The following is a 14,795-nucleotide window of genomic DNA, read 5'->3' on the forward strand; positions in this document are numbered from 1 at the left end:
AAATAAATTTAGTTTGATCTGAAGTAGATCCATAATAATTAAATAAAGAAATATCATCTAATAATGTTTCATTATTACTTGTTATTAACAATGGATTTAATTTCTTATTTCTCATATTTAAAATTGTATCAGTCTTCCAATGGGGAAGATCTAAACTATTATTTTTAATATTAAAATATTTTTTTATAGCTTGTCTTACGGCTAAAGCAGCTCTAGGATTAGTATTACTTAAATCTTCTCCTACTACTAAAATAGTATCATAACTTTCAATTTCAGATAACGTAGGAAAATATATATTTGTATTTTGTATTATGTTAATAATATAATTAATTTGTCTTTTTTCATTTTTTAAAATACCTAAATAAAATTTTTTTTTCCCAACTAATTTTTTTAAAATAACATTACTTTCTATACTTGCTCTTGGTGAGCCAATACCAATTATATTTTTAGAATTTAAAATTAAATAAATAATTTTTTTTATAATTTTATCATAGTTAAAAATAAATTTTTTATTATTTTGATAATATATTATTTTAATAGGATTATTTTTTAAATAGGTATAATCATAACCAAAATAACCTTTATCACATAAAAAATAATGATTTATTTTTTCATGAAATCTATTTTGTATACTAGATAATTTCCCATAACGTTCCCCAATAAAAATATTACATCCTAATGAACAATTTTGACAAATACTCGGAGAGTATTGTAAATCCCATTTTCTTGCATAATTTATATTATAAATTTTATCAGTAAAAACTCCAGTAGGACATAATTCAATTAAATTTCCAGAAAATAAATTTTTTAGTCTACCATCTGAATATCGACCAAAATAAATATTATTTTTAGATCCAAAAACATTAAAATCTTTTCCATCAGCATAATCTTTATAAAATCTTACACAACGATAACATGTAATACAACGATTCATTGTATGAGAAATAAAAGGACCTAAATATTGATTTTTATATTCTCTTTTAGAAAAATTATATCTACGATTATTATGTCCTGTCATAACAGTCATATCTTGTAAATGACAATTACCACCTTTATCACAAATAGGACAATCATGTGGATGATTTAACATTAATAATTCAATATTTTTTTTACGAAAATTAATTAAATCACTATCATTAATAGTGATATATGAATTATTAATCGGTGAAGACATACAAGACATAATTATATATTCATTTTTTTTTTGTAAACCATTAGATTGTTTAATTGCACATTGGCGACACGATCCTATACTTCCTAAAATAGGGTGCCAACAAAAATATGGTATATTAAACCCTAAAGATAAACATATTTTTAATAAATTATCTTTTTCATTAACTTTATATAATTGATTTTCTATATTAATATTAATCACAGTATATATTCCTTATAAATATTTAGTAGTATAAAAAACACCTTAATTTTTGTTGAAAATATACAAGTTAAAATTTTTATATAAAAATCTGTTAATTAATTATTCCATTTTTAAATTCATTTAAAAAATATTTTAACGCACTATTTAAAGGTTCCATTGCACTTGGTGCAAGTGCACAAAAAGAACCTCCGTTAATTAATTGATTACTTATATCTTTAAGAAGATAAATATCTTTTTTAGATCCTCTTTTTTTTTCTAAATTATTTAATATTTTAACAATCCAAGGTAATCCTTCTCTACAAGGAGTACAAAAACCACAAGATTCTCTAGCAAAAAATATTTCTAAATTTTTTAATATAGAGATAATACTTATACTGTTATCTATAACAAGAGAGATACCAGTTCCTAGTCTACTGCCAGCATTACTAATATTTATAAAATCCATTGGCAGATCTAAATGATTTTTTGTTAAAAAACTAGTTCCTGCACCACCTGGTTGCCAAGCTTTTAAAAAAAATCCTTTTTTCATTCCACCTGCATATTTTTCTAAAATTAAACGAGCAGGTGTACCAAATGGTAATTCCCATAATCCAGGATTATTAACATTTCCTGAAAAACCTAACATTTTCGTACCACTATCATGTTTACTATTAGATATATTATGATACCATTCAGATCCATATTTTATTATACTAGGTATATTAAAAATAGTTTCAACATTATTAACACATGTAGGTTTTCCCCATAAACCAATTGTAGCAGGAAATGGAGGTTTAAAACGAGGATTAGGACGTTTACCTTCTAAAGAATTAATTAAAGCTGTTTCTTCTCCACAAATATATCTTCCAGCTCCTGTATGAAGATATAGATCAAAGTTAAAATTACTATTTAATATATTTTTTCCTAAAAATTTAATACTATAAGCTTCTTTTATAGCTATATTTAAAATATTTATACAATTTATATATTCTCCTCTTAAAAAAATATATCCTTTATTTGCTTGTATAGCAAAAGCACTTATAATTATTCCTTCTATTAATTGATGTGGAATATGTTCTATTAAAAAACGATCTTTATATGTTCCTGGTTCCATTTCATCCGCATTACATAAAAAATATCTAATTTCATTATCATTTTTTTTTGGAGATATTAAACTCCATTTTAATCCAGTATAAAATCCACCACCACCTCTCCCCTTTAATTTTGATTTTTTTACAATATTAATTATATCTTGTGGTGTTTTTTTTATTAAACTATTTTTTAAAATTTTATAGCCATCTTTTTGTATATATTCTTTTAAAAATAGTGTTTTATTTTTATTAACACGCCATGTTAGAGGATGTGTTTTTGGATTTGGTTTTATAATTTTCATTAATATAATTATCCAATATTTGATTTATATAATTAATAGATAATGAAGTATAAATTTTTTTATTAATCATTATAACAGGACTATTTTCACAGTGTCCTAAACAACATATAGGTATTAAAGTAAATAATTTATCAGAAGTTGTTTCTCCTGATTTAATTTTTAATTTCTGTTCAATATGTTTTAAAATTTTTTTATATTTTGTTATATAACAAACAATGCTATCACAGTATTTAATAACATATTTACCTACTGGAGATCTAAAAATTTGACTATAAAACGTTGCTATACTATCAATTTCAGAAGGATGTATTTTTAAAATATTAGAAATATTAGTAATAATTTTATTAGATATCCATCCATATTTTTTTTGAAAAAATATTAATATTTCAATAATAGCTGCATTATTACATTCATAATTATTTATAATGTTATTAATAATTTTATAATCTTTTTTATCTAAATATAAATTTACATTATTATTTTTTTTTTTCATAATATTATTTTAACGATCTACATCAGACATAACAAAATCAATACTTCCTAAATAAGCAATTAAATCAGGTATTAAACTACCACAGATAACTGATGGTATTTGTTGTAAATGAGGGAAACTAGGTGTTCTTATTCTAGTACGATAACTAGTTATGTTACCATCACTTATTAAGTAATAGCTATTAATGCCTTTAGTAGCTTCGATCATTTGAAATGATTCATCAGCAGGGATCAAAGGACCCCATGAAACTTGTATAAAATGATGAATTAAATTTTCTATATTATTTAACATTTTTTTTCTAAGTGGGGGGGTAGTTAAAGGGTGGTCGACTTTATATTCTCCTTCAGGCATATAATTTAAACATTGTTTTATAATATATAGACTTTGCCATATTTCTTCTAATTTTAATAATACTCTAGAATAACAATCACTAATATTATTTCCAATAGGAATATCAAAATCAAAATTCTCGTATCCAGAATAAGGACGCCATTTTCTTACATCAAAATCTAACCCAGTAGCACGTAAACCAGCCCCAGTAACTCCCCAAGATATTGCTTCTTTTTGATTATAAACTGCTATATTTTTAGTTCTAGATATTAAAATACTATTTTCTAAGGCTATTTTTTTATATAAAATTAATCTTTTAGGCAACCATATTAATAATTTTTTTACTAAAATATTCCATCCTTGAGGTAAATCTTGAGCTAATCCTCCTATTCTAAACCAAGCAGGATGCATTCTAGCACCAGTAATTGCTTCAATTATATCATATATTTTTTGCCTATCTGTAAAAACTAAAAAAACAGGAGTCATCGCTCCTATATCTTGTATAAAAGTTGATAAATATAATAGGTGACTATTTATACGGAATAATTCAGATAACATTATTCTAATTACTTTAATTTTATCATTAACAATAATGTTAGCTAATTTTTCTACTGCTAAAATATAAGGCATTTCATTTATACACCCCCCTAAATATTCAATTCTATCTGTATAAGGTATATAAGTATGCCATGTTTGTCTTTCAGCTATTTTCTCAGCACCTCTATGATGATAACCAATTTCTGGTATACATTTTATAATTTCTTCTCCTGATAATTGTAAAATAATTCTAAATACTCCATGTACAGAAGGATGATTAGGTCCTAAATTAAGATACATATAATTCTTATATTTACTTTTTCCTGATATATTAAAATCTTCTGGAAGAAATTTTGTTGCTTCAATATCTATTTTGTATTTTTTTTTTGTTAAAATATAAGGAGCTAAATCAGTAGCTCTAGAAGGAAAGTCTTTACGTAATGGATAACCATTATTCCAATTTTTGGGTAATAAAATATGTGATAAACAAGGATGATTAATAAAATTAATTCCAAACATTTCCCATATTTCTCTTTCATACCAATTAGAATTTTTAAAAATTCCTGTGATGCTATCGATATGTAGTGATTTTTTTTTTAAAGGAATCTTTATAATAATGTCCGAATTTCTATTAATAGAAATTAAATGATAAAATAAAGAAAAATCTATTTTTTTCATTAAATAAAATTTATTTAAATGTAATCTTTCATCTATACCATGCATGTCATACAACATATTATATGGGTTATGAATAATTTGTGAAAAAAATTTCATGAATTTTATTATATCATCAGATTTAATCCAAATAACTAATGGCATTTTTTTATTAAAACTATTTTGTATAATAAAATCTTTAAAAGAAAATTTATTATTTAATTCATCTATTATAGGTTCTATTTTCTTTTTAGAAAAAGATTTATTATGTTTATTTCCTATCTTAGTAACTATTTTATTAAAAAAATTATTCATAAATAGATGCCTATAGATATTATATATTTTTTGACGATTTAAATTTAATATTTTTATTGTAAAAATTTTTATTATTTGATTTTATTTTAGCTTTATAAATTCCTTGATCTCCTATTATCCAAGATAAAGGACGTCTTTCATAATTAATTGATTTTTGTAATAATAATAATGCTTGTATATATGCTTCTGGTCTAGGTGGACATCCTGGAATATAAATATCTACAGGTAAAAATTTATCTACTCCTTGTACTACAGAATATATATCATACATTCCTCCAGAATTAGCACATGATCCCATAGAAATAACCCATTTAGGTTCTAACATTTGATCATACAATTTTTGTATTATAGGAGCCATTTTTAAAAAACATGTTCCGGCTATTACTATAAAATCAGCTTGTCTTGGAGAAGATCTTAAAACTTCTGAACCAAAACGTGAAATATCATTAATTGACGTAAATGATGTTGTCATTTCAACATAACAACATGATAATCCAAAATTATAAGGCCATAAAGAGTTTTTTCTTCCCCAATTAATAATTTGATGAGTAATTTTTTTTAAATTACCTAAAAAAATATTTTTTTGAATTTGTTCATTTAATGGATCTGTACTAATATTTTTCCTTTCTTCTAAAGGATATTTTTTTTTTTTATTTTCATGCTTTTTAAGAATATATTTCATATTATATTACACATTTATTATTTTAATATTATTAAATATTTTTATATTTCCAATTTAATATATTGGTTTTAAATAAATAAAATAAAGTAATTAGAATAGTAAAAATAAAAAAAATTCCTTCAATAAAACCTTCTAATTCTATTTTTTTCATAGAAAGAGACCATAAATATAAATATAAAGATTCAATATCAAAAATAATAAAAAGTATTGCTATTAAATAAAATTTAATATGTATTTTTATTTGTGTGTTTTCATAAGAAATTACTCCTGATTCAAATGGTGTTTGTTTATTTAAATTAGATGAATGTTCTCCTAAAAAAAATGATACTAATATCATCATACAACTAATAAAAATAGCAAATATTTGAAATAAAATAAAATATTCATGATTATAAGCTAATTTATTTATTAACATAATTAATATTCTTTATATAAAAAGATATATAGTTTAAATTATAAAATTTTTTATTAAAAATTTTTTTAAAACTAAAAAATCATTAGGTAATTTATAAGATAAATTTTTTTTTTTTATACAATCAATTAAAATTCTAGGTAATGTAATTTTTTTATGCAAAGTATTATAAATATAATCTTTAAATTTTGCTGGATGAGCTGTACCTAAAAATATATTAAAAGTATTTTTTTCTGAAATAAATTTTTTTAATGCACAAAAACTTACTGATGTATGTGGTTCTAAAATATATTTATATTCATTAAATATATTTATTGTTGTTTGTATTGTTTCTAAATCTGTTATAGATTTAGACTCTAATAAATTTAAATTACAGTTATTAGTTTTAAAAATTTCTTTAATTCTAGGCCAATTATTAGGAATACTAACATCCATAGCATTAGATAATGTAGATATAGTTTTTCTTGGTTTCCAATTTCCCGTATTTAAATATTTAGGAATTGTATCATTTATATTAGTTGCAGCTATAAATTTATGTATAGGTAAACCCATAACTTTAGCCATTAAACCAGCAGTTAAATTTCCAAAATTTCCACTTGGAATTGATATAATTATTTTTTTTTTTCTTTGATTTAAAGGTATTTGACTAAATGCTTCAAAATAATAACATATTTGTGCAAGTAATCTACTAATATTAATCGAATTAGCAGAATTTAGATTTAAATTTTGTTTTAATTCTTGATCATTAAAAGATTTTTTAATAAGTTTTTGACAATCATCAAAATTACCTTCAATAGCAATAGTTTTTATATTATTTCCTAATGTACAAAATAATTTTTCTTGTAAAATAGAAATTTTTTTATAGGGATATAATATTACTATTTCAATATTTTTAATATTATAAAATGCATGAGCAACAGCTGCTCCTGTGTCTCCAGAAGTAGCAGTTAAAATAATAATTTTATCTTTTTTTTTTTCATTAAAAAATTTTAACATTTGTGCTAGAAAACGAACACCAAAATCTTTAAAAGCTAAGGTAGGACCGTGAAATAATTCTAAGCAAGCAAGATTTTTATTCAACATATTTAATATTAAAGGAAAATTAAATCCTTCTTTTATTTTTTTTTTTAAAATATTTAATTTTATTTCTTCTTCTAAAAAAAGTGAAAGTATATAACTACTTTTATCTATAAAATTAAGATTTAATATATTTTCAATAGTTTTATTATTTAATTTAGGTAAATATTTAGGAAAAAATAAACCTTGATTCGTACCTAATCCTTGTTGTAAAACTTGACTAAAATTCTTTTTTTCTTTGTAATCATTAAGATTATAAAATTTCATTTTTTCTCCACAATTTTAGTACCTAGATTATTTATTTTACATATATGAACAAAACCTGTTTCATTTTTTAAATAATTTTTTTGTAACCAATTAACCATATTATATGCAATATTTAAATTATTAAAAATACTAAATATAGTAGGTCCTGACCCTGAAATGCCATAACTTAAAGCTCCTAATTTTTTTGCTATATAAGATATTTTATCAAAATTAGGTATAAATGATTTTCGATATGGTTCTGCTATAAAATCTTTCATTAATTTTGCAGCTAATAATTCTTGTTTTGTATAAACAGCATTAATAAATCCAGCTAAGTATTGATTTTGTTTAATAAAAATTTCTTTTTTATATAATTTTGGTAAAATTTTTCTAGAATAAAATGTAGATAATTTTATTCCAGGATATGCAATTACCCAGAACCAATTTTGAAAAATTGGTAAATTTTGAATAATTAAATCATTTTTGTTTATAATTAATATTAATTTCATACCGCCTAATAAACATGGTACAATATTGTCATAATGTATTTTACCTGATAAAAATCCTTCTAATTCTCCCATTAATTTTAATAAAATTGAATTATTTAATGGATTATTAAAAAATAAATTTATGGCTTTTAAACAAGCAACTATGGAACATGCACTTGAACCTAATCCTGAAGATATAGGAACATTTTTTTCTAAAATTATTTTTAAAGGAATTTCTTTTCCAATTTTATCACAAAATTTTATCCAACAATTAAAAATAATATTTTCATAATTATTTTTTGGTAAATCATTAAAAAATAAACCTTTATTTATTAATTCAAATTTTTTAGAATTAGAAATTGTTATAAAATCTCCTAAAATTCCTCCATCAATTCTAGATAATGCTATTCCTAATGTATCAAAACCTACATTAATATTACCAATAGAAGCAGGAGAATAAATTTTTATCATAAATAATAATTCCTTATTTATTTTATTAAATAATATGTAATAAATCAGTTAATACTCCTGCTGCAGTAACATTATTACCGGCACCATATCCTCTTAATACTAATGGATAAGGTTGATAATAATTAGTATAAAAAGCAAAAGAATTTTCTCCATTTTTTATATTAAAAAATGGATGATTATTATCAATTTGGATAACTTTTACTTTACATATACCTTTTTCATCTATACTTCCTATATAACGTAGGACTTTATTATTTTTTTTTGCATTTTTAATTTTTTTAACATAAATTTTATCTAAATCTGATAAAGAATTAAAAAACTCTTTAATAGAAGAATTTTTATTCAATTTATTAGGTATAATAGACTCGATCATAACATCTTTTAATTCTACATTAAAACCAATTTCTCTAGCCAATATAAGTAATTTTCTAGCAACATCTATACCTGTAAGATCTACACGGGGATCTGGTTCTGTAAAACCCATTTCTTGAGCCATTATTATGGATTTAGATAAAATAATTCCTTCTTCTAATTTACCGAAAATAAATGATAGTGAACCAGATAAAATTCCAATAAATTTATTAATTTTATTACCTGTTTTTAATAAATTCTTTAATGTATTAATAACTGGTAAACCAGCACCAACATTTGTTTCATAATAAAATTTTAAATTTAATTTACTTGCTGTTGAACGTATTTGATTATAATATTTTATATTGGAAGAGTTTGCTTTTTTATTAACAGCTATTATATTAAAACCAGAATTAAAAAAATCAATATATTTATCAGCAATTTTTTGTGAAGAAGTACAATCGATTATAACTGGGTTAATTAATTTATATTTTTTAATATTTTGTAATAAATTTTCTATTTGATTATTATAGAAAGAATTACATTTAATTTCTTTTTGCCAATTTTTTATATTGATCCCGTTAAAATTTATTAATGAATATTTTGTATTTAAAATACTACAAATTTTTAAAATAATATTTTTTTTTTTAAAAAAATTTATATTTTTATTAATTTGTTGTAATAAAGTACTTCCAATACCCCCAGTACCTATAATAAAAATTTCTAATATTTTTTTTTTATGAAATAAAATTTCATGTATTATTTTAATAATATCTTTTGTATAATATTTTTTTATAGCAACAGTAATATAATTTTGGAAAATATTTTGTGATATACCAAAAATATTTGTTTTAGTTATTTTAAATATTTTTAAAAAATTAGAAATTATATTTTTAGAATAATTAGTTTGATTAATAATTAAAGTAATTAATGATAAATTTTGAATAATTTGTATAGGTTTAATTAAATTATATTTAAATTCTAAATAAAATTTTTCTTCTAATAAATTTTTTAAATTATTTAAATCTTTATCTAATAAAAACAGATTAATATTACAATCTTCAGAAGATTGAGTTATAAAATAAATAGATATTTTAGATTCAAATATAAAAAATAATATTTTTGATATAATATTTTTTGTATGTTTATTTTTATTACCAAAAATATTTAACATTGATATATTTTTTAATTCAGTAACACTTTTTATTTTTGGTAATAAATGTTTATTTTTATCAAAATTATCAATTATAGTTCCATTAAATTTAGAATTCATTATATTTTTAATAATACAAGGTATATTTTTTTTTAACATAGGTAATAATGTCTTATAATGAATTACTTTAGCACCAAAATATGATAAATTTATTGCTTCTTGATAACTAATAAATTTTAATAATTGTGTGTTAGATATAACATTAGGATCTGCAGTATAAATACCATTAACATCAGTCCAAATTTCACAACAATTAGCTTCAAAACAAACAGCTAATACTGCAGCAGAATAATCTGAACCATTTCTACCTAATAAAACAGTTTCTTTATTTTTATTAACAGCAGAAAATCCAGGCATTAATATTAAATTAATATTAGATAAATTTATTTTTTTAAGATTTTTAGAAGTTATAGAAATATCTATTGTTGATTCTAAATAATTACCATAAGCTAATAAATATTTTTTAGGAGAGATAATAAATATTTTATATTTTTTTCTTTTTAATAAAGATTCTAATAAAAATATAGAAAATTTTTCACCTTTTGATAATATTTTTGCCTTAATTATATCTGGACAATAATTTATTAATTTAATACCATTTAATAAAAATTCTATTTTAGATAATATTTTATTTATTTTATATTGTAAAATAATGGTATCTATATCATTAACTCTCTTTTTTAAATTATTAATTAAATTAATAAAAAAATTTTTTATATATATAAAGTCTTTTTTATAATTTTCTTTTTCTAAATTTTTTTTTATTATTAATTCTAAAATATTTGTAATAGTTGCAGGAGCAGATAAAACAACAGCTATTTTTTCTTTTTTTAAATAATTTTTAATTATATTTGTCACTAGTAAAAATTTTTTTGCATTTTCTAATGAAGTTCCACCAAATTTTAATACTTTCATTTTATTAAACCTATATAAATATTTAAAATATAAAAACATAAATAATTAAATATTTATAATTTTTATAAAATAAATATATGTTAATATAATCATTATTAAAATTAAAATATTTAATTTATTTATTTTAAATACATTATAATTTATTTATATTTAAATATATAAATTAATTATTTATTTTAAAATATAAAATTAAATATTAATAAATAATTTTAATTTTTATTTTTAATAAAAATATCTTTAATATTTTTTATATTTTTATAAAAAAAACCTTTTTTACCCTTTAATGAATAAAATTTTTTAATTTCTTTATAGTTTAAAGAATACTGTTCTCTATTAGTTTTTATATAAATTATAGAATTTTTATTAATACAAAATATCCATTTTAATTTATCTTTATTCTGAATAAAATCTTTTTTATTAATTAAAATTAATCTACTTCCTTTTCCTTTGGATAATTTAGGAATTTCATTTATTGAAAATAATAAAAATCTATTTAATAAAGATATAGTTAATATTTTAGTATTTTTATTTTTAATAACTAAAGGTGATAATATTTCTGAATTTTTAGATAAAATAATAGATAACTTTCCATTTCTATTACATGCAATTAAATCATGAAATTTACATATAAAACCATAACCAAAACTAGAAGATAAAATAATTTTTTTATCACTAGACTCCATTAACAAACTTTTAATTACAGATCCTTTAGAAATATTTAATTTAGCATTTAAAGGTTCTCCTTGACTTCTTGCAGGAGGTAGTGAAATTGTATCAATGCTATAACTACGTCCAGTTGAATCTAAAACTACCATAGTTTGATTTTTTTTTCCTTTTACAGAAAGTAAAAATGAATCTCCAGATTTATAATTAAGGTTTAAGGGATCTATAGTATGTCCTTTTGCATATCTAATCCATCCCATTTTTGATAAAATAATTGTAATAGGTTCACTTAAAATTAATTCTGATTCATTTAATAATTTTGCTTCTTTTCTTTTTTTTAAAATTGAACGACGATTATCATTATAATTTTTAGATAATAGTAATATTTCTTGTTTTAACAACACATTAATTTTTTTTTCTGAAGATAATATTTGTATAATATTTTTATATTCTATTTCTAATTTTTTTTTTTTATCTTTTAAATTTGTTTCTTCTATAAATGAAATAGAACGTAATTTAAAATTAAGTAAAGTTTCTATTTGTAGATTAGTTAAATTAAATTTTTTTTTGAAAATAGGTCTAGGATCTGAATTTAAACGAATAATTTTGATAAATTTTTCTAAATTTAAATATACAATTAACAATCCTTCTATAATATGTAATTTTTGAGTTATTTTTTTTAAATAAAAATGTAAACGTTTTTTTACTATTATTTTTCTAAATAAAATCCACTCTGATAATATTTCTATTAAATTTTTTACAGCTGGTTTATTATTTAAACCAATCATATTTAAATTAATACGATAACTTTTTTCTAAATCAGTAATAAAAAATAAATGTAACATAATTTGTTCAATTTTTAAGTAATTAAAATTATTACGAATAATAATAACTATTCGAGTAGGATTTTCATAATCAGATTCATCTCTAATATCTTCAATCATTGGTAATTTTTTATTTCTTATTTGTGTATTAATTTGTTCAATAATTCGTATTCCCGAAATTTGATAAGGTAAAGATGTTATAATTATTGAATTATCTTTAATTTCCCATTTTGCTCTCAATTTTATTGAACCTTTTCCTTTTTCGTATGTTTTATATATTTCATCTTTAGATGTTATAATTTCACCTCCTGTTGGGAAATCTGGACCTTGTATTATGTCTAAAAGTTCATTTAATGAAATTTGAGGATTATCAATAAGTTTAATTATTGCATTAGATATTTCTTTAATATTATGTGGTGGTATATCCGTTGCCATACCGACTGCTATACCCGTTGATCCATTCAAAATAATATTAGGTAAGCATGCAGGTAATATTTTAGGTTCTAATAATGTACCATCAAAATTAGGAATAAAATCAACAGTACCTTTTTCTATTTCATTTAATAAAATATCAGAATACTTAGATAAACGAGATTCTGTATATCTCATTGCTGCAAATGATTTTGGATCATCTTGGGCACCCCAATTACCTTGACCTTCTATTAATGGATATCTATAGGAAAAAGTTTGTGCCATTAAAACCATTGCTTCATAACATGCTATATCTCCATGAGGATGATATTTCCCTATTACATCACCAATAGTTCTAGCAGATTTTTTATATTTAGATGAAGATTTTAATTTTAATTCAGACATAGCATATATAATTCTTCTTTGAACTGGTTTTAATCCATCTCCAATATGTGGTAATGCTCTATCAGATATTACATAAATAGAATAATTTAAATATGCATTTTCCGCAAATTTATCTAATTGTATGGATTCTGTTATATTTTTTTTAAAAAATTTATTCATTTAATATTTCCTAAGAAAAAATATTTGTATAAAAAAATTTAAATTATAAGTTAATATTTATAATATGTTAATTATAAAAAATTATTTTTAATTTATATTTTTAAAAATTAAATATAAATTTTATTGAATTTTACAGAATAAATATGTTATTTTTATGCAATAAAATTTTTATATATGGATAATTTTATTATGAAAAAAAATAATTTTGATAATAAAAATAGTTTAATTACTCCAAAAGAGTTAAAAAATAAATTACCAATATCTCAAGATATTAAAAATAATATATTAATATCACGTCAAATTATAACAAATATTATTAATGGTAAAGATCCTAGAATTTTAATTATTTGTGGGCCATGTTCTATACATAATTTTGATGAAGCTATAGAGTATGGAAATTTATTAAAAAATTTATCTTTAAAATTAAAAAAAAATATATTTCTTGTTATGCGAGTATATTTTGAAAAACCTAGAACAATTATAGGATGGAAAGGTCTAATTAATGATCCATATATGGATCATACTTTTGATATAAATAAAGGATTATATTTAGCACGTAAATTATTAATAAAACTAGCTACAAAAAATATATTATTAGCAACTGAAATATTAGATCTTAATGTATTTAATTATATAAATGACTTATTAAGTTGGGTAGCAATCGGAGCTCGTACAGTAGAATCTCAAATTCATAGAGAAATAGTTTCTTTAATTAATATTCCTGCAGGATTTAAAAATAATACAAATGGTGATATTAATACAGCTATTAATGCAATTCAAGCATCAGCTGTCGAACATCATTTTATAAGTTTAGATCAAAATGGGAAATCATATATAGTAAATACTACAGGTAATAAAAATTGTCATATTATTTTAAGAGGAGGTAAAAAACCCAATTATTATAAACATAATATAATAAAATGTGAGAAAACTTTATTAAAAATCGGATTAAAATCTAAAATAATGATAGATTGCAGTCATGGTAATTCTAATAAAGATTATAAAAAACAAATTTTAGTTATTAAATCCATAATTTCTCAAATTAAAGAAGGGAATGTATCTATTATAGGAATAATGATAGAGAGTTATATTAATAATGGAAATCAAATTTTAGATATTAAAAATAATAAAAAATTAAAATATGGAGTTTCAATTACAGATGGGTGTTTAGATTTTAAATCTACAGAAACAGTATTATTACAAATTAATAGTGAATTAGATTTAATACTTAAAATGCGTTTTTTAAAAAAAAAAAATATTTATTAAATATAAATTTAAAATAATATGTTAAATAAAATAGATTTATTACGTAAGCAAATTGATACTTTAGATAAAGATTTATTAAATCTTTTAAAGAAAAGATTAAATTTAGTAAAAAAAATTGGATTAATAAAACATAAAA

At 20.6% G+C, this 14,795-nt stretch carries 12 protein-coding genes; 2 read left to right on the forward strand and 10 right to left on the reverse strand.

The genetic code is table 11. The features are described from left to right. The 10 genes from nuoG to parC form a co-directional block, all read right to left on the reverse strand. Positions 1–1,375 (reverse strand): NADH-quinone oxidoreductase subunit NuoG (gene nuoG / locus GJT96_RS01910; RefSeq protein WP_169780517.1); only part of this gene is annotated, 1,375 nt, incomplete at its 3' end. Positions 1,376–1,466: 91 nt separating this feature from the next. Next, positions 1,467–2,747: an NADH-quinone oxidoreductase subunit NuoF gene (gene nuoF, locus GJT96_RS01915; RefSeq protein ID WP_169780518.1), complete on the reverse strand. Its 1,281-nt coding sequence runs from the start codon at positions 2,745–2,747 to the stop codon at positions 1,467–1,469. Next, positions 2,695–3,240 carry an NADH-quinone oxidoreductase subunit NuoE gene (nuoE, locus tag GJT96_RS01920; protein ID WP_169780519.1) on the reverse strand — a complete coding sequence of 182 codons (546 nt, stop codon included), beginning with the start codon at positions 3,238–3,240 and terminating at the stop codon, positions 2,695–2,697. Before nuoE ends, nuoF begins: the two co-directional genes overlap by 53 nt. Before the next feature lie 9 nt (positions 3,241–3,249). Beyond that, positions 3,250–5,076: an NADH-quinone oxidoreductase subunit C/D gene (gene nuoC, locus GJT96_RS01925; protein WP_169780520.1), complete on the reverse strand. Its 1,827-nt coding sequence runs from the start codon at positions 5,074–5,076 to the stop codon at positions 3,250–3,252. Between the two features lie 19 nt (positions 5,077–5,095). Then, positions 5,096–5,758 carry a NuoB/complex I 20 kDa subunit family protein gene (locus GJT96_RS01930; protein ID WP_169780521.1) on the reverse strand — a complete coding sequence of 221 codons (663 nt, stop codon included), beginning with the start codon at positions 5,756–5,758 and terminating at the stop codon, positions 5,096–5,098. A 31-nt stretch (positions 5,759–5,789) separates the two neighbouring features. Continuing rightward, on the reverse strand, positions 5,790–6,173 hold the full coding sequence (ndhC, locus tag GJT96_RS01935; protein ID WP_169780522.1) for an NADH-quinone oxidoreductase subunit A: 384 nt from the start codon (positions 6,171–6,173) through the stop codon (positions 5,790–5,792). A gap of 33 nt (positions 6,174–6,206) precedes the next feature. Further along, positions 6,207–7,514 carry a threonine synthase gene (gene thrC / locus GJT96_RS01940; RefSeq protein ID WP_169780523.1) on the reverse strand — a complete coding sequence of 436 codons (1,308 nt, stop codon included), beginning with the start codon at positions 7,512–7,514 and terminating at the stop codon, positions 6,207–6,209. After that, positions 7,511–8,452, reverse strand: a complete 942-nt coding sequence (thrB, locus tag GJT96_RS01945; RefSeq protein ID WP_169780524.1) for a homoserine kinase — start codon at positions 8,450–8,452, stop codon at positions 7,511–7,513. Before thrB ends, thrC begins: the two co-directional genes overlap by 4 nt. Before the next feature lie 25 nt (positions 8,453–8,477). Then, positions 8,478–10,931 carry a bifunctional aspartate kinase/homoserine dehydrogenase I gene (gene thrA / locus GJT96_RS01950; RefSeq protein ID WP_169780525.1) on the reverse strand — a complete coding sequence of 818 codons (2,454 nt, stop codon included), beginning with the start codon at positions 10,929–10,931 and terminating at the stop codon, positions 8,478–8,480. A 209-nt stretch (positions 10,932–11,140) separates the two neighbouring features. Continuing rightward, positions 11,141–13,393 carry a DNA topoisomerase IV subunit A gene (gene parC / locus GJT96_RS01955; RefSeq protein WP_169780526.1) on the reverse strand — a complete coding sequence of 751 codons (2,253 nt, stop codon included), beginning with the start codon at positions 13,391–13,393 and terminating at the stop codon, positions 11,141–11,143. A 189-nt stretch (positions 13,394–13,582) separates the two neighbouring features. On the opposite strand from parC, the gene GJT96_RS01960 reads away from it, so the two are divergent. Next, complete coding sequence (locus GJT96_RS01960; RefSeq protein ID WP_169780527.1) at positions 13,583–14,659, forward strand: 3-deoxy-7-phosphoheptulonate synthase; 1,077 nt, start codon at positions 13,583–13,585, stop codon at positions 14,657–14,659. Between the two features lie 18 nt (positions 14,660–14,677). Then, positions 14,678–14,795: chorismate mutase (locus tag GJT96_RS02500; RefSeq protein ID WP_211080512.1), on the forward strand; the 118-nt coding region annotated here is incomplete at its 3' end.

The sequence above is a fragment of the Enterobacteriaceae endosymbiont of Donacia piscatrix genome, assembly GCF_012569525.1.
GTDB lineage: Bacteria > Pseudomonadota > Gammaproteobacteria > Enterobacterales > Enterobacteriaceae.